This window comes from Providencia sp. PROV188 (assembly GCF_027595165.1).
In the GTDB taxonomy this organism is placed as follows: domain Bacteria; phylum Pseudomonadota; class Gammaproteobacteria; order Enterobacterales; family Enterobacteriaceae; genus Providencia; species Providencia lanzhouensis.
In genome coordinates this window covers 3681288-3697828 of sequence record NZ_CP097291.1, presented here as the reverse complement: position 1 = coordinate 3697828, position 16541 = coordinate 3681288, and the positions used below count along the sequence as shown (strand labels likewise).

The window sequence follows — 16541 nt, the reverse complement described above, 5'->3', positions numbered from 1 at the left end:
TCTTCCTAACTATAAAATTTCCTAGCACTTATCCTACCTATCTACCTTTAAATATTCCATCTAAGTGATAAAACATAGCAATAAAAAAGGGCGACAGTTCGCCCTGTTTTGAATTCTCTAATGTCTATTGGGTGTTTGGTATTGGTGTTTTAATAAGTTGATTAATTAGAACTTGCTGATCATTTTTTTTCAGCCAAATTGCATATAAAGGCTTAGTAATAACGTTATTTGAGAGTGTTTTTAACGTTGGATAATGTTGGAGCCAATGTGTTGGTAAAAATGCCGCTGAAAGCGATACAGGCAACAATTGACGCGTAATTTCTGCGGACGTCGTAATCATTACAGGGGAATCATCTTGAAGTAGCGTTGGTTCATTCTTGGGATGAAAATCAGCCCCCCATTCTAGCTTGATAAAATTATACTGAGTAAGGGCTATATTCTTTTGGGATGCCATTAATTGAAGTTGAATAGAACCAATGATGGTACTTTCAAATTCATCCATTTTTGGCGGCTCGATCGCTATCAGTAAGTCTAATTCTCTAGAGTGTAACTGTTTGACGAGTGATTGACGTGTAGATACGCGAGCTTCTAATCGTAGCTCATCATGTTGGTTATATAAAACTTCCAACCAACCAGTGAGATAACTTTCCCATAATGATGAAGTAGCGCCGATAGACAGCTCTGTATGCTGGGATGCGTGTGATATCTCTTTTTTGGCTTGAAGCCATGTATTCATTAGAGATTCAGCATAAGGAACTAAACGTTCTCCAGCAGCAGTTAAACGAATATTATTTCGGTGTCGTGTGAATAGACTTGTACCTAATTGGGTTTCTAACTGTCTGATACGAAAGCTAACGGCAGACTGCGTTAAGTAGAGAGATTCTGCGGCTCTGCCGAAGTGTCTGGTTCTACTAACTTCTAAAAAAGTTCTTAATAACTCGCTGTCCACACGCATCTCCAATAATTTTTGTCGTGATGATTCAAATGTTTTGTTTTACAGATTGTCAATGCTGTCTAATACTCCGCGCCATATAGAGTTGACCGTAATCAGTTAGGAGTGTGTCAGATGGCAGATAGCTTCATCACGACTAATCGTTTTTTTGATAATAAACATTACCCACGTGGCTTTTCTCGTCATGGTGATTTCACCATCAAAGAAGCTCAGTTGCTAGAACGTCATGGTCAAGCTTTCAATGAGCTTGATACAGGAAAACGCGCAGCGCAAACAGAAGAAGAAAAATTATTCGTCGCTGTTTGCCGTGGAGAGCGCGAACCTACAACCCTTGAAGAAAAAGTATGGGTGAAATATTCTAGCAGAATTAACCGTCCAAAGCGCTTCCACACACTATCGGGTGGTAAGCCACAGATAGATCCATCAGAAGACTATACTGATACGGATGATTAATTTCATTAGTATTAAAACAGTATAAGCATTAAAACAAATAGGGACTTAGGTCCCTTTTGTTGTTTATGTCTAAGCATTAACTTTTGTCTTAATTCCTTCAGCTTACTTGTTTTTGCAAATGAAGCAATAACTTATCCATTGCCCGATACCCTAGCGCCTCTAGTAAATGTTCACGTTGTATATTCGGTGAATAGCTAAGATCTGCAATTGTTCGCGAAACTCTAAGAATCCTGTGCCAAGCGCGGATAGATAGCCCTAGTTTAATAAGTGCATTCTCTAAGAATAGTGCATCTTCAGCAGCCAGTAGGCAGGTTTTTGTTGTTTCACTTGCTGTTAGCTGACTATTAATTTTACCCGCTCGATTGATTTGTTGGTTTCTTGCTTCAATAACTCGTAAGCGAATTTGTTTGCTAGCTTCGCCTTGGTGCGTTTGTTGACTTAAAGTACCTAGAGGGAGTAGAGGGATCTCAATAGAGAGATCAAACCTGTCTAAGAATGGCCCTGAAATGCGTGATAAGTATCGTAGTACTTTCGCTGGAGAGGTACGACTCATTTCTCCTTGGTAATGCCCAGTGGGGCTAGGGTTAAGGGCTGCGATTAATTGGAAGTTAGCAGGGAAACACACCTTAGCTTTTGCTCTTGAAATGACAATTTGATGAGATTCTAGCGGTTCTCGTAAAGAGTCTAATACGGAGCGTGTGAATTCAGGTAATTCATCTAGAAACAATATGCCGTGATGGGCGAGGGATATCTCTCCTGGCTTAGGTAAGGAGCCACCACCAATCAAAGCGGTCATTGATGTATTGTGGTGAGGGCATCTAAATGGTCGTGTAGGCCACTTATTTATGGTTTCCATGGTTTGGCTAAGGCTATGTAATGCTGTGACTTCCAGTGCTTCTTGAGGCGTTAAGGGCGGGAGTAAAGTTATCAACCTGTGAGCTAACATAGTTTTACCTGTACCAGGAGGACCTAGCAGTAATAAATTGTGTCCACCTGCTGCGCTGATTTCTAATGCTCGCTTTCCTTGCTCTTGACCTATGATATCGCGAATATCATTTTCATGGTCAGAGGGATAAGCATGTTGAATAACTTGTTGATTCCTCGATAGTGTACTTTTTTGATGCAAGTAATGACAAAGTTCCAGTAAAGATGCGGCAAAACAGACGCTACTATCTGCTAATAAACTGAGTTGATATTGATTATCTTTCGATAGAATTAATTGTCTGTTTTGGTTTATTGCTGCTTGAGCGGCAGGGATCCCGCCGTTGACATAACGTATATCTCCAGAGAGCGCTAATTCACCAAGAAACTCATGGTGCTCCAATAACTGATCAGGAATTTGTCCAGATGCCGCCAGTATTGCAATCGCAATAGCTAAATCATAACGACCACTTTCTTTAGGCAAATCTGCTGGCGCTAAGTTTACCGTCATCTTTTTTACTGGATATTCAAAGCCACTATTGACCATAGCACTCCGTACCCTATCTCGCGCTTCTTTAACTGCAGTTTCTGGTAATCCAACTAGAGTTAACCCCGGTAGTCCATTACTAATATGAGCTTCAACGGTCACAAGAGGAGCGTCTAATCCAATAGATGCTCGCGTGTAAACAATAGCTAACGTCATAAATCACCTCGTTGATTGACTAGCATAATATTCTGTTGTGAATCAGACGTGTTTTTCTATTGTGATTTTCATATTTGCGAAGCGACTCGATAATTAAATTGTTTAATTGCATGGGTGTTTCATTTTTTCTCGATGCGCTTTGAAGCCTTTAACTTAGCTAGTTACATTCATTTTGTTTTTTGAATAACAATAGTTTCAACAGCAAATTGGTTAAGTGAGGTTAATTTTTTGGATAGGCTTGATGGCGTACATTTCGCTAAATCAGAGATAGAGAATTGAGCTAAATCATGGGAAAATATTATTGCTAATCGCTAGTTTTTTGCTTTATTAATAGTTGTTTAGTCTGATTTAATTGTAATTCATTGAATTTAAATGAAATAAAAAACTTAATCATTAAAAAAATAAATAAGAGTTGTCAAAGTAATTTTAAAATGATAGTTCTTTAATAAAGATAACGATTAAAGTTGAAAAGATTAAACACATGAACAAATTCATCCAAGTGATTAGCCTAATTATTAGCGTGGTGGTGATTATTATCCCACCGTGCGGGGCTGCACTTGGACGACGAAAGCTGAAATAATAGCTAAATCTTACGAGAACCCCGCACCGAAAGGCGCGGGGTTTTTTTTGACATAAAATTTATGCAAACCAACAAAGATAATAAAAACATAATAAATACAAGTAAATAAAAAGGTAGATAGGTGATAAACATGAACGGAGCACAGTGGTTAGTTCAAGCATTAAGGACACAAGGCGTTGATACTGTTTTTGGATATCCAGGTGGCGCTATCATGCCTGTTTATGACGCGTTGTACGATGGTGGTGTGGAGCATTTGCTGTGTCGCCATGAGCAAGGCGCAGTTATCGCTGCCATCGGCTATGCTCGTTCGACAGGAAAAACAGGTGTTTGTATTGCGACTTCAGGTCCTGGAGCAACAAACGTGATTACAGGATTGGCTGATGCATTGCTTGACTCCGTCCCTGTTGTTGCTATCACCGGGCAGGTAGCTTCAGAGTTTATTGGTACAGATGCCTTTCAGGAAATTGATGTTTTAGGATTATCTTTGGCCTGTACAAAACATAGTTTTTTGGTGGAATCCATAGAGGACTTACCTCGTATTCTTGCTGAAGCTTTCGCAATCGCAAATAGTGGGCGTCCCGGACCAGTACTGATTGATATTCCGAAAGATATTCAGCTGCAACGTGCAGATTTATCGCCCTATTTAATGCCTGTAGAGCAACAAGATTCGACTTCTGAGGATGCAATCCAACAAGCAAGAACGCTGTTGGAACAGTCAGAAAAACCGATGTTATACATTGGTGGTGGAGTCGGAATGTCAGGGGCTGTAACTGAATTAAGAGCCTTTATAGAACACACAAAGATTCCGTCAGTTGTCACCTTGAAAGGTTTAGGTGCAGTACATCCAGCAGATAAAAACTATCTAGGCATGTTGGGGATGCACGGTACAAAAGCTGCCAATATTTCAGTGCAACGTTGTGATTTACTCATCGCGGTTGGTGCGCGTTTTGACGATAGAGTTACAGGTAAATTAAACACTTTTGCTCCTAATGCGAAAGTTATTCATATCGACATTGATCACGTTGAGTTGGATAAATTACGTCAAACCCATGTAGCACTATTGGGGGATGCGAAAGCGCTATTGCCTCAATTGATGGTGACAAAAAATATCACAAGTTGGCAGGAAGAGGTTCAACAACTCAAGCACGAGTTTGGCTGGCGCTATGACCACCCCGGCGAACCAATCTATGCCCCATTATTGCTGAAACAGCTGTCAGACAAAATGAAACCCAATACTGTTGTTACAACAGATGTTGGTCAGCACCAAATGTGGTCTGCTCAGCATATTGTTGTTGATGGACCAGAGAATTTTTTAACGTCAAGCGGGTTAGGAACGATGGGTTTTGGGATCCCCGCAGCGGTGGGAGCTCAAGTTGCTCGCCCTGAAGATACCGTTGTTTGTGTATCTGGCGATGGATCTTTCATGATGAACGTGCAAGAGCTGGGAACTATCAAACGTAAGCAATTACCCGTTAAGATTTTATTGTTAGATAACCAACGATTAGGAATGGTTCGTCAATGGCAAGAGCTGTTTTTTGAGCAACGCTACAGTGAAACCATTTTGACTGACAATCCAGATTTTGTTGCATTAGCTAGCGCTTTTGGCATTCAAGGTCGCCGTATTACATGTAAATCAGAAGTGGACGCAGCACTCGATGAGCTACTGACAAGTGAGGGCGCGTTTTTATTACAGGTATCAATTAATGAATTAGAAAATGTCTGGCCATTGGTTCCACCAGGGGCTAGTAACGAAAAAATGATGGAGAAACCGTTATGATGCAACATCAACTCTCGATATTAGCCCGTTTCCGCCCCGAGGTTTTAGAGCGTATTTTGCGAGTAACTCGCCATCGTGGATTTCGGATTAGTTCTATGAATGTGGATCAATTATCAGATAGTGATAATGTAAGTATCGAACTAACTGTCAGCAGCCAGAGACCGTTGGCACAGTTATGTGCACAGTTAACGAAGTTGGCTGACATCACTGAAGTTGAAATAAAACAACAAGAATCGCGACTATTACGCACACAAAGTGCAATGTAAGGAATAGATAAAATGACTAAGAAAGCTGACTTTATTTGGTTTAACGGTGAAATGACGCCATGGGCAGATGCTAAAGTTCATGTAATGTCTCACGCTCTGCATTACGGAACTTCCGTATTTGAAGGCGTCCGTTGCTATGATTCACACAAGGGACCTGTGGTTTTCCGTCATCGTGAACACATGCAGCGTTTACATGATTCTGCGAAAATTTACCGTATGCCTGTCAGCTACAGCGTTGATGAGTTAATGGAAGCTTGTCGTGCAACTCTACGTAAAAATAACTTAGTCAGCGCCTATATTCGTCCATTAGTTTTCATTGGTGATGTGGGCATGGGGGTGAATCCACCAGATGGCTATAGTACTGATGTTATTTTAGCGGCATTCCCATGGGGAGCATATTTAGGTGAAGAGGCATTAGACCAAGGAATTGATGCAATGGTCTCTTCATGGAATCGTGTTGCACCGAATACTATCCCTACTGGTGCAAAAGCAGGTGGTAACTACCTGTCTTCATTACTGGTTGGTAGCGAAGCGCGCCGCCATGGCTACCAAGAAGGTATCGCTCTGGATGTTCATGGTTATCTTTCTGAGGGGGCAGGCGAGAATATCTTTGAAGTGAAAGATGGCATTTTGTATACCCCGCCATTTACGTCATCAGCGTTACCAGGGATCACCCGTGATGCCATTTTGACATTAGCGAAAGATATGGGAATTGAAGTGCGTGAACAAACGTTATCTCGTGAATCTCTGTACTTAGCGGATGAAGTCTTTATGACAGGAACCGCAGCTGAAATCACGCCAGTTCGCAGTGTTGATGGTATCCAAGTTGGTATCGGTCGTTGTGGCCCTGTGACGAAGAAAATTCAGCAAGCATTCTTTGGCTTATTTAACGGTACAACAGAAGACAAATGGGGCTGGTTAGATCCAGTAAACCCTCAATAATTAAATATTAAAAATTACAGGCGGTCGTTCCCCGCCTGTTTTAAAACTCGGGAGTTAAGATATGCCTAAGTACCGTTCAGCAACAACCACTCATGGCCGTAATATGGCAGGAGCGCGAGCATTATGGCGCGCGACAGGTATGACCGATGATGATTTTGGAAAGCCAATTATTGCCGTTGTAAACTCATTTACTCAGTTTGTTCCAGGTCATGTGCACTTACGTGATTTAGGCAAGCTCGTCGCAGAACAAATCGAACAAGCGGGCGGCGTCGCGAAAGAGTTTAACACTATTGCAGTGGATGATGGGATTGCAATGGGACATGGTGGTATGCTGTATTCCTTACCTTCCCGTGAACTGATAGCAGACTCAGTAGAATATATGGTGAATGCGCACTGCGCAGATGCCATGGTATGTATTTCCAACTGTGACAAAATCACCCCAGGTATGTTAATGGCATCCTTGCGCCTGAATATTCCCGTGATTTTTGTTTCCGGTGGACCAATGGAAGCAGGAAAAACCAAGCTTTCAGATCAAATCATCAAACTTGACCTTGTGGATGCGATGATCCAAGGCGCGAATCCAAATGTCAGTGATGAAGATAGTGAAAAAATTGAACGTTCAGCATGTCCAACATGTGGGTCATGCTCAGGGATGTTCACTGCGAATTCAATGAACTGTTTAACCGAAGCATTGGGTCTTTCTCAGCCAGGAAATGGTTCATTACTTGCGACTCACGCTGATCGTAAAACGTTATTTATCAATGCAGGTAAGCGAATTGTTGAGCTGACTAAACGTTATTACGAACAGAATGATGAAAGCGCATTACCGCGTAATATCGCGACAAAGGCTGCATTTGAAAATGCGATGACATTAGATATTGCGATGGGAGGCTCTACAAATACTGTTCTGCATTTACTGGCAGCTGCACAAGAAGCAGAAGTAGATTTCACCATGGATGATATTGACCGCTTATCTCGTCAAGTCCCTCATTTATGTAAAGTTGCACCAAGCACACAAAAATATCATATGGAAGATGTACACCGTGCTGGTGGTGTGATTGGTATTCTTGGGGAGCTGAGCCGTGCAGGTTTATTGCAGGAAGATGTGAAGAATATTCTAGGTCTTTCATTACCAGAAACATTAGCTCAGTACGATGTTATGTTGACGAAGGATGAATCTGTAAGATCTATGTTTTCAGCGGGACCTGCGGGTATTCGTACCACTCAAGCATTTTCTCAAAATTGCCGTTGGCCATCGCTAGATACTGACCGTGAAAATGGTTGTATCCGCAATCTTGAGCATGCTTATAGCTTGGATGGTGGTTTGGCGGTACTTGCTGGCAATATCGCCGAAGATGGCTGTATCGTGAAAACGGCAGGGGTTGATGAAGGTAGCTTAACTTTCCGTGGACCTGCAAAAGTGTTTGAAAGCCAAGATGATGCGGTAGAGGCTATCTTAGGTGGAAAAGTTGTTGCCGGCGATGTTGTTGTTATCCGTTATGAAGGTCCTAAAGGCGGACCAGGTATGCAAGAAATGTTGTACCCAACTTCTTATCTGAAATCGATGGGATTAGGTAAAGATTGTGCACTGATCACCGATGGGCGTTTCTCAGGAGGAAGTTCAGGTTTATCAATCGGGCATATCTCTCCTGAAGCGGCAAGTGGCGGGTTACTGGCGTTGGTACAAGATGGGGATATTATCGATATCAATATTCCAAAGCGTACCATGTCCCTAGATGTTAACGACAGTGAGTTAGCCAAACGTCGCGAAGCAGAATTAGCGCGTGGAGATAAAGCCTATACTCCGCGTAATCGTCAGCGTGAGGTTTCTTTCGCTTTGCGTGCTTATGCTTCTTTGGCGACGAGTGCGGATAAAGGTGCTGTACGCGATAAGTCTAAATTAGGAGGCTAATTGTGGCAGCCGCAAAACCATTACCTGCGGCACCGACAGGTGCCGATTATCTCAAAGCGGCGCTTAGTGCGCCTGTTTATGAAGCAGCACAAGTGACGCCGCTACAAGAAATGAGCAAGCTCTCTTCACGTCTGGGTAATACGATTTTAGTCAAACGTGAAGATAGGCAGCCAGTACACAGTTTTAAATTACGTGGCGCTTACGCCATGATTGCGGGCTTGACCGAAGAGCAAAAAGCCAAAGGTGTTGTCACTGCATCCGCGGGGAATCATGCGCAAGGCGTAGCGTTGTCGGCTAATCGTGTCGGAATTAAGGCCAAAATTGTTATGCCAGTGGCAACCGCAGATATCAAAGTGGATGCTGTTCGCAGCTTTGGTGGAGAGGCCATTTTATACGGCGCAAATTTTGATGAAGCAAAAGCTCACGCAATTGAGATGGCAAAACGTGAAGGATATACCTTTGTGCCGCCATTTGATCATCCGTCAGTGATAGCCGGTCAAGCAACTATTGCACTAGAACTCCTTCAGCAGGATGCGCACCTCGACCGTATTTTTGTGCCTGTTGGGGGCGGTGGATTGATTGCCGGTGTCGCTGTATTAATCAAACAGTTGATGCCTGAAATTAAGATTATCGGTGTAGAAGCTGAAGATGCAGCCTGTTTAAAAGCGGCATTAGAGGCTGGTCATCCTGTTGATCTCCCTCGTGTTGGTTTATTTGCGGAAGGCGTTGCTGTGAAACGCATTGGTGACGAAACCTTTCGCCTATGCCAGCAGTATGTCGATGATGTGATCACCGTAGATAGTGATGCTATTTGTGCAGCACTGAAGGATATTTTTGAAGATGTGAGAGCGATTGCAGAACCGTCGGGGGCGTTAGCGTTGGCGGGACTAAAAAAATATGTTCAGCAACATAACATTAAAGGTGAAAGGCTGGCGCATATTTTGTCAGGTGCAAACATGAACTTCCATGGTTTACGTTATGTCTCCGAGCGTTGCGAATTAGGTGAACAACGAGAAGCGCTGCTTGCGGTGACTATTCCTGAACAGAAAGGTAGTTTTTTGCGATTCTGCCAATTGCTTGGTAACCGCTCAATCACTGAGTTTAATTATCGCTATACAGATGCTGACCCAGAGCGTGCCTGCATTTTTGTGGGTGTTCGCTTAAATGGTGGTGAGCAAGAGCGGCACGACATTATTCAAGGGCTGCAAAATAATGGTTATGAAGTCGCTGATTTATCGGATGATGAAATGGCGAAGTTGCATGTGCGCTATATGATTGGTGGGCGCCCATCGAAGCCATTGGATGAAAAGCTGTATAGTTTTGAGTTTCCTGAATCTCCAGGGGCGTTATTGAAGTTCTTAGAAACACTAGGAACTCACTGGAATATCACGCTATTTCATTATCGTAGTCATGGAACGGACTATGGGCGAGTGCTGGCGGCCTTTGAGCTTTCGGGTCCAGAAGTACGCTTTGATCGCCACCTTGATGCGCTAGGGTATGAATATCATGATGAAACAGGGAATCCATCCTTCCGTTTCTTTTTAGCGCCTCAAGATAGCAGAAAAACATTAGATTGAGTGTTCTGGGAGCAATTCCCAGAATGCCTTAATTAATGGCTCACTTAGGCGTTTGCTGAGAAGGCAAACGCCAAGTTCAAATGGTTCTACCATCGAAATATTATCGAGTTGAGAGACACGGCTACGAACAGGCTCGGGGCTATTATCGACGACGACACTCGGTATCAATGCAATACCGCAGCCCAATGCCACCATAGAAACAATGGCTTCATGACCCGAAACAGTCGCGTAAATCAAAGGGTTATGGATTCTATGGCGCTTAAACCATAATTCAATACGTTTACGAGAGGGCCCATGTTCAGGAAGAATAAATGGCACTGTAGACCAATCAGGCTCCTCTTCAGTCACCATACTCCGTACTGCACAAGGCAGTGATGGGGCAATAAGTACTAGGGGGATTTCCCCAATTTTTGCGAATCTCACGTTATCGGGCAATTTTTCAGGTTTACCTGCGATGCCTAAATCGGCTTCTTTGGTTTCGACTTTTTCAACGGCATCTGCGGCATCGCCTGTAGTGAGTTTTATTTCAACGAGTGGATGCAAAGCACGAAATTTATCAAGTACTTGAGGTAAATGACTATACGCGGCGGTGACTGAGCAAAATAGGCGTAATTCCCCGCTTAATGACGGGCTTTGCTGATTGAGAGCATGTTTTAGTTGCTGATATTGCAACAGCGTTTGCTGGGCAAATTGCTTGAGATGCTCACCCGCTTGGGTCAGTTTTACCGAACGGTTATCACGGATGAACAGAGGATGACCCAATTGATCTTCTAAACGCTGAATTTGTCTTGATAGTGTGGATGGGCTGACATGCATGGCCTTTGACGTTCGACCAAAGTGGCAGCTTTCTGCTAAGTGCAAAAACAGTTGTAGTTCACGAATATCCATTTTGCCCTCTGATGATACCTTGATTATCGTTGCAAATATTGCAACATTATATTGTTAATATATCAATTTAAGCAATGCTCATCATCGCATATAGTAAATCCATAACTGCTCAATAATGAGCAACAGGTAACGAAGTTGCCTGATAATACGAACACAACAGAACACTGACCGAATAATGGAGTAAGACCATGGCGAATTATTTTAATACATTGAATTTACGTGAGCAGTTAGCGCAATTAGGCAAATGTCGTTTCATGAAACGCGAAGAATTTGCGGATGAAGCTGGCTATCTGAAAGGTAAAAAAATCGTCATCGTCGGTTGTGGTGCTCAAGGTCTGAACCAAGGTTTGAACATGCGCGATTCTGGCTTAGATATCGCTTATGCGCTGCGTCCAGAAGCAATCAACGAGAAACGTGCATCATGGCGTAAGGCGACAGAAAACGGTTTCAAAGTTGGGACTTATGAAGAACTGATCCCTGAAGCAGATTTAGTTGTTAACTTAACGCCAGACAAACAACACTCCACTGTTGTTCGTGCTGTTCAGCCAATGATGAAACAAGGCGCTGCGCTGGGTTATTCTCATGGTTTTAACATCGTTGAAGTGGGTGAAGAAATCCGTAAAGACATCACGGTTGTGATGGTTGCACCAAAATGCCCAGGTACCGAAGTTCGTGAAGAATATAAGCGTGGTTTCGGTGTTCCAACATTGATCGCAGTTCATCCTGAAAATGACCCGAAAGGCGAGGGGATGGCAATTGCGAAAGCATGGGCTGCAGCGACTGGCGGCCATCGTGCGGGTGTTTTGGAGTCCTCTTTCGTTGCTGAAGTTAAGTCTGACTTAATGGGCGAGCAAACTATTCTGTGCGGTATGTTGCAAGCTGGTGCGTTACTGAGCTATGACAAAATGGTTGCTGATGGCGTAGAGCCAGGCTATGCAGGGAAATTAATTCAGTTTGGTTGGGAAACAATCACTGAGGCACTGAAGCAGGGCGGCATCACCCTGATGATGGATCGCTTATCTAACCCAGCGAAAATCCGTGCTTATGCATTATCAGAGCAACTGAAAACCATCTTAGCACCACTGTTCCAAAAACATATGGATGATATTATTTCTGGTGAGTTTTCATCAACAATGATGGCTGACTGGGCGAACAATGATAAAAACTTGCTGACATGGCGTGAAGAGACCGGTAAATCGTCTTTTGAAAATTACCCAGAGTTTGCGGGTAAAATTGCGGAACAAGAATATTTCGACCACGGTGTTCTGTTAGTTGCGATGGTTAAAGCGGGTGTTGAGTTAGCGTTCGATACCATGTTAGAAGCGGGTATCTTAGAAGAGTCAGCATACTATGAATCACTGCATGAGCTGCCACTGATTGCTAACACAATCGCACGTAAGCGTTTATATGAAATGAACGTCGTTATCTCTGATACTGCAGAGTACGGTAACTATCTGTTCTCATTTGCAGCAGTTCCAATGCTGAAAGAGTTTATGACCAAGTTACAAGCCGGTGATTTAGCGAAACCAGTTGCAGATAATGGTACCGATAACGCGCAATTACGTGATATTAACGAAGCTATCCGTAATCATCCTATCGAGAAGATCGGTAAGACTTTACGGGGGTATATGACGGATATGAAGAAGATTTCTAGCGCACAATAATTCCTCGTCATCCTTCGTACTATAGGTGCGTTGGCTTCACTAAACTACCCTAGTCACATACTTTTGTATGCTCCTAGGGATAGTTTTGTTTGCCGCCTTCCTCTAGTACAAATGATTTAGAGGAAGCCAACTGTGATTATTTTAAGTATAAAATTGAAGTCGTGCCATTTTATGGTGCGGCTTTTTTGCTTCTATAATCTTAATTACTTTAGATTGTCGACTATTAGCTCAGTTATTTTTCTGTGAGGTTTGGTTTCTGCTACAATTCGGGCTGCATCTTTTAGCATTAGAGAGTGACGTAAAAAACCATGCGATTAAATCCTAGCCAGCAACAGGCAGTTGAATATGTAGATGGTCCGTGCCTTGTTTTGGCCGGGGCAGGCTCGGGCAAAACACGGGTTATTACCAATAAAATTGCGCATTTGATCCGCCATTGTGGCTATCAACCTCGGCAAATTGCGGCGGTGACATTTACCAATAAAGCCGCGCGCGAAATGAAAGAGCGTGTGGGGCAAACATTAGGTAAAAAAGAAGCCCGTGGGTTAATTATTTCCACATTCCATACTTTGGGACTGGAAATTATCAAACGTGAATATAAGGCGCTAGGGATCAAAGCCAATTTTTCTTTGTTTGATGACCAAGACCAAATGGCATTACTGAAAGAACTCACGTTTGATTTGCTTGAAGAAGATAAAGATCTTCTCCAACAATTGATCTCTGCGATCTCAAATTGGAAAAACGATCTTATTTCTCCTCAGCAAGTGGTTGGGCAAGCGAGAACGGAAAAAGAGCATCATTTTGCTGAGTGCTATCGCCGCTATGAGCTGCATTTAAAAAGTTGTAATGTCTTGGATTTTGATGACTTAATCAGTAAACCAACATTGCTGCTGTATCATAATGAAGAAGTTAGGGAGCGCTGGCAGCAAAAAATCCGTTATTTGCTGGTGGATGAATACCAAGATACGAACACCAGCCAGTATCAGTTAGTGAAATTGCTGGTGGGTAGCCGTGCCCGCTTTACCGTCGTTGGCGATGATGATCAGTCTATTTACTCTTGGCGTGGCGCAAGACCGCAAAACTTAGTATTACTCAGCCAAGATTTTCCAAAGCTGAATGTGATTAAATTGGAGCAAAATTACCGCTCATCAGGTCGTATTTTAAAAGCCGCTAATATTTTGATTGCCAATAACCCCCATGTCTTCGAGAAAAAATTATTTTCTGAATTGGGCTTCGGGGCGCCATTAAAGGTGCTGACAGCAAATAATGAAGACCATGAAGCGGAACGCGTGATTGGTGAATTAATTGCTCACCACTTTATTAATAAAACCCAATATAAAGACTATGCAATTTTGTATCGCGGTAATCATCAGTCGCGTATTTTTGAAAAAATGCTGATGCAAAACCGCATTCCTTACCGAATTTCAGGTGGAACATCATTTTTCTCGCGTCCTGAAATTAAAGATCTTTTAGCTTATTTGCGGGTGCTGACTAACCCTGAAGATGACAGCGCTTTTTTGCGCATTGTGAATACGCCACGCCGAGAAATTGGCCCTAAAACTATCCAAAAATTGGGAGAATGGGCGAATCAACGAGGCAAAAGCTTATATCACGCCAGCTTTGATTTAGGTCTGGAACAGACTTTAACAGGGAAAGGGTTGGAAGCGTTGCAACGTTTCACTCATTGGATGGAAGGGATAGTCCGGATTTCGGAGCGTGAACCGTTGATAGCGGTACGGGATCTTTTACGGGAGATGGATTACGAAAGCTGGTTGTACGAAACCTCTGCCAGTACCAAAGCCGCCGAAATGCGAATGAAAAACGTCAATCAATTGTTTACATGGATGAGCGAAATGATTGAAGGGGATGAGCTGAATGACCCAATGACGCTCAATCAGGTTGTCACTCGTTTTACATTGCGCGATATGATGGAACGTGGGGAAGATGATGAAGATTCAGATCAGGTTCAGTTGATGACATTGCATGCATCTAAAGGTCTTGAATTTCCTTATGTTTTTTTAGTTGGAATGGAAGAGGGATTATTACCTCATCAAAGTAGTATCGATGAAAATAATATTGATGAAGAGCGCCGACTGGCTTACGTGGGTATTACGCGAGCACAGCGAGAGTTATTCTTTACTCATAGCCGTGAGCGTCGCCAATACGGTGAACTGATCCGCCCTGAACTGAGCCGCTTTTTGATGGAATTACCGCAAGATGATTTGGTGTGGGAGCAGCAACGAAAAGTAGTTACTGCTGAAGAGCGAATGCAAAAAGGGCAGTCTGCTTTAGCGGATATCAAGGCACGCTTAGGGTTAAATAAGAAAACCGATCAGTAGCGAAAGAGTTTAAGAGAGTTCCCACTACAAGGTGGGAACCTATCATCACCAATTTAGAACGATATCAATTGGAGCTATTACGCTCTTCTAAGGCCAATTGCCAATTCACATACCCTTGCCACTGAACCTCTTGCTGTAAATTCTCAGCTCGTAAAGGGTGCTCCTCAAGCCAGCGGTACGGCAATGCGATGGTTAAATCCTGTCCATTAGCATTAAGGCGCAATGCTGGTAATGTATCATCACGTCTACGGCTGGCGAAAATAATGGCTAGTCGTAATAAACGGCATAATGCGTAAGTTTGCTGAATGGGTAGTGCATTTTGTTGGCTCAGGGAAGCGAGATCGATTTGACCTTGCTGGTTCTTGAGAAGAACAGCGAGAAAACGTTTTTGCGCGGGAGTGAAGCCTGGTAAATCAAGGTGAGTGATTAAATAGCTTGCGTGCTCTGGACCTTTGCGAAAATCAACACTCAGCCCAATTTCATGTAATGCACAAGCGCTGGATAACAAATCACGGCAGCGGCTATCTAATTCCCACTCTTTGACTACTTGCAGGTAGAAATGTTCAGCAAGCTGACGCACGCGGGTAGCTTGCTCAATATCCACAAGGAAGCGTCGCTGAATATTGCGTAGCGTGCGCGCGCGAATATCTTGCTCAATAGGCAGTTCAAGCATGCCATACACTAAGCCTTCGCGAAGAGCGCCACCGGCTAATGTCATATTTTCGATATTCAGTGCTTTGAAAATCGCGATCAGAATCGATAAGCCACTCGGGAAAACGAGGGCACGTTCAAACGTGAGACCCTCGATTTCAAGCTCTTCCAATTTATGGCACTGGATAGCTTTGTGCTTCAGTTGCTGTAATTTACTCAGGGTGATGAGTTCATCCATCCCTTGAGCAATCATAATTTCCTGAATCGCCTGTACAGTGCCTGATGCGCCGACACAAATTTTCCACCCGTGATTTTTAAGGGCATCTGCGATAGGTGCAATGACGTGTTGAGCTGCTGCTTCGGCTTGAGCAAAGTTTTCTTCTGTTAGCGTTCTGTCGCTAAAGTAGCGTTCAAGCCAAGTTACACAACCCATTTCGAGGCTATAAAGTAACTGAGCTTTAGCGCCTGTACCGGTGACAAGTTCGGTGCTGCCGCCCCCGATGTCAACCACTAAGCGTTGCTCTGGACCGCCGGTTGTATGGGCGACGCCTTGATAAATCAAGCGAGCTTCTTCTTCTCCTTGGATCACTTTCACGGGATTTCCGAGGATCTGGCTGGCTTTCTCAATAAAAACATCGGCATTTTTGGCAAGGCGCAATGTCGCGGTTGCCACAACTCGAATTTGCGAGTTAGGAATATCTTGCAGATGTTCTGAGAAGAGACGCAGGCATTGCCAGCCTCGCTCCATGGCTTGCTCAGATAAAACATTATCTTTATCTAAACCCGCAGCCAGGCGAACTTTCCGTTTAACCCGAGAAATAATCTGAATGCTACCTGCGGTCTCGCGAACAACCAGCATATGAAAGCTGTTGGAACCCAAATCGATAGCGGCATACAGAGAAGAAGATTTCAGCATAGG

The 16541-nt window shown here is 43.3% G+C and carries 13 protein-coding genes; 9 read left to right on the top strand and 4 right to left on the bottom strand.

What is annotated here, in order from left to right; genetic code table 11:
* Window positions 1-124 precede the first annotated feature (124 nt).
* The gene (gene hdfR / locus M5X66_RS16970; protein ID WP_036948769.1) at window positions 125-955 is read right to left on the bottom strand and encodes an HTH-type transcriptional regulator HdfR; all 831 of its coding nucleotides are present in this window, start codon (window positions 953-955) and stop codon (window positions 125-127) included.
* A 111-nt stretch (window positions 956-1066) separates the two neighbouring features.
* On the opposite strand from hdfR, the gene M5X66_RS16965 reads away from it, so the two are divergent.
* On the top strand, window positions 1067-1405 hold the full coding sequence (locus M5X66_RS16965) for a DUF413 domain-containing protein (protein WP_036948772.1): 339 nt from the start codon (window positions 1067-1069) through the stop codon (window positions 1403-1405).
* A gap of 97 nt (window positions 1406-1502) precedes the next feature.
* Here M5X66_RS16965 and M5X66_RS16960 read toward each other — a convergent pair whose 3' ends face one another.
* Window positions 1503-3029, bottom strand: coding sequence for a YifB family Mg chelatase-like AAA ATPase (locus M5X66_RS16960; protein WP_036948775.1), 1527 nt, complete (start codon window positions 3027-3029; stop codon window positions 1503-1505).
* Window positions 3030-3510: 481 nt separating this feature from the next.
* Between M5X66_RS16960 and ilvL the strand changes: the two genes are divergently transcribed.
* From ilvL to ilvA, 6 genes are all read left to right on the top strand, one after another.
* A complete protein-coding gene (gene ilvL, locus M5X66_RS16955; protein ID WP_108478773.1) occupies window positions 3511-3609 on the top strand; it encodes an ilv operon leader peptide in 99 nt (32 codons plus the stop codon).
* 130 nt (window positions 3610-3739) lie between these two features.
* Window positions 3740-5386 (top strand): acetolactate synthase 2 catalytic subunit, encoded by a 1647-nt coding sequence (gene ilvG, locus M5X66_RS16950; RefSeq protein WP_036948776.1) that lies wholly within the window; start codon window positions 3740-3742, stop codon window positions 5384-5386.
* Window positions 5383-5652: an acetolactate synthase 2 small subunit gene (gene ilvM, locus M5X66_RS16945; protein WP_036948778.1), complete on the top strand. Its 270-nt coding sequence runs from the start codon at window positions 5383-5385 to the stop codon at window positions 5650-5652. Before ilvG ends, ilvM begins: the two co-directional genes overlap by 4 nt.
* 12 nt (window positions 5653-5664) lie before the next feature.
* Window positions 5665-6594: a branched-chain amino acid transaminase gene (locus M5X66_RS16940; RefSeq protein ID WP_006658220.1), complete on the top strand. Its 930-nt coding sequence runs from the start codon at window positions 5665-5667 to the stop codon at window positions 6592-6594.
* Between the two features lie 61 nt (window positions 6595-6655).
* Complete coding sequence (gene ilvD / locus M5X66_RS16935) at window positions 6656-8506, top strand: dihydroxy-acid dehydratase (protein WP_036948781.1); 1851 nt, start codon at window positions 6656-6658, stop codon at window positions 8504-8506.
* Window positions 8507-8508: 2 nt separating this feature from the next.
* Complete coding sequence (gene ilvA / locus M5X66_RS16930) at window positions 8509-10083, top strand: threonine ammonia-lyase, biosynthetic (RefSeq protein ID WP_108478775.1); 1575 nt, start codon at window positions 8509-8511, stop codon at window positions 10081-10083.
* Here ilvA and ilvY read toward each other — a convergent pair.
* Window positions 10075-10971, bottom strand: a complete 897-nt coding sequence (ilvY, locus tag M5X66_RS16925) for an HTH-type transcriptional activator IlvY (RefSeq protein ID WP_036948787.1) — start codon at window positions 10969-10971, stop codon at window positions 10075-10077. The two genes, ilvA and ilvY, sit on opposite strands and share 9 nt — an antisense overlap.
* Window positions 10972-11159: 188 nt before the next feature.
* Between ilvY and ilvC the strand changes: the two genes are divergently transcribed.
* Together ilvC and rep are read left to right on the top strand one after the other, a co-directional pair.
* The gene (gene ilvC, locus M5X66_RS16920) at window positions 11160-12635 is read left to right on the top strand and encodes a ketol-acid reductoisomerase (RefSeq protein WP_132496296.1); all 1476 of its coding nucleotides are present in this window, start codon (window positions 11160-11162) and stop codon (window positions 12633-12635) included.
* Window positions 12636-12943: 308 nt separating this feature from the next.
* Window positions 12944-14971, top strand: coding sequence for a DNA helicase Rep (gene rep, locus M5X66_RS16915; RefSeq protein ID WP_108478778.1), 2028 nt, complete (start codon window positions 12944-12946; stop codon window positions 14969-14971).
* A 64-nt stretch (window positions 14972-15035) separates the two neighbouring features.
* Here the strand turns inward: rep and gppA are convergent, their stop codons facing one another.
* A complete protein-coding gene (gppA, locus tag M5X66_RS16910; RefSeq protein WP_036948798.1) occupies window positions 15036-16538 on the bottom strand; it encodes a guanosine-5'-triphosphate,3'-diphosphate diphosphatase in 1503 nt (500 codons plus the stop codon).
* Window positions 16539-16541 lie beyond the last annotated feature (3 nt).

What these genes read in the sequence shown, in the direction of transcription:
- ilvG (WP_036948776.1), top strand. Translation starts at nt 3,740, where the DNA reads ATGAACGGAGCACAGTGGTTAGTTCAAGCATTAAGGACACAAGGCGTT.
- M5X66_RS16960 (WP_036948775.1), bottom strand. Translation starts at nt 3,029, where the DNA reads ATGACGTTAGCTATTGTTTACACGCGAGCATCTATTGGATTAGACGCT.
- ilvC (WP_132496296.1), top strand. Translation starts at nt 11,160, where the DNA reads ATGGCGAATTATTTTAATACATTGAATTTACGTGAGCAGTTAGCGCAA.
- rep (WP_108478778.1), top strand. Translation starts at nt 12,944, where the DNA reads ATGCGATTAAATCCTAGCCAGCAACAGGCAGTTGAATATGTAGATGGT.
- hdfR (WP_036948769.1), bottom strand. Translation starts at nt 955, where the DNA reads ATGCGTGTGGACAGCGAGTTATTAAGAACTTTTTTAGAAGTTAGTAGA.
- ilvL (WP_108478773.1), top strand. Translation starts at nt 3,511, where the DNA reads ATGAACAAATTCATCCAAGTGATTAGCCTAATTATTAGCGTGGTGGTG.
- ilvD (WP_036948781.1), top strand. Translation starts at nt 6,656, where the DNA reads ATGCCTAAGTACCGTTCAGCAACAACCACTCATGGCCGTAATATGGCA.
- M5X66_RS16965 (WP_036948772.1), top strand. Translation starts at nt 1,067, where the DNA reads ATGGCAGATAGCTTCATCACGACTAATCGTTTTTTTGATAATAAACAT.
- ilvM (WP_036948778.1), top strand. Translation starts at nt 5,383, where the DNA reads ATGATGCAACATCAACTCTCGATATTAGCCCGTTTCCGCCCCGAGGTT.
- ilvY (WP_036948787.1), bottom strand. Translation starts at nt 10,971, where the DNA reads ATGGATATTCGTGAACTACAACTGTTTTTGCACTTAGCAGAAAGCTGC.
- M5X66_RS16940 (WP_006658220.1), top strand. Translation starts at nt 5,665, where the DNA reads ATGACTAAGAAAGCTGACTTTATTTGGTTTAACGGTGAAATGACGCCA.
- gppA (WP_036948798.1), bottom strand. Translation starts at nt 16,538, where the DNA reads ATGCTGAAATCTTCTTCTCTGTATGCCGCTATCGATTTGGGTTCCAAC.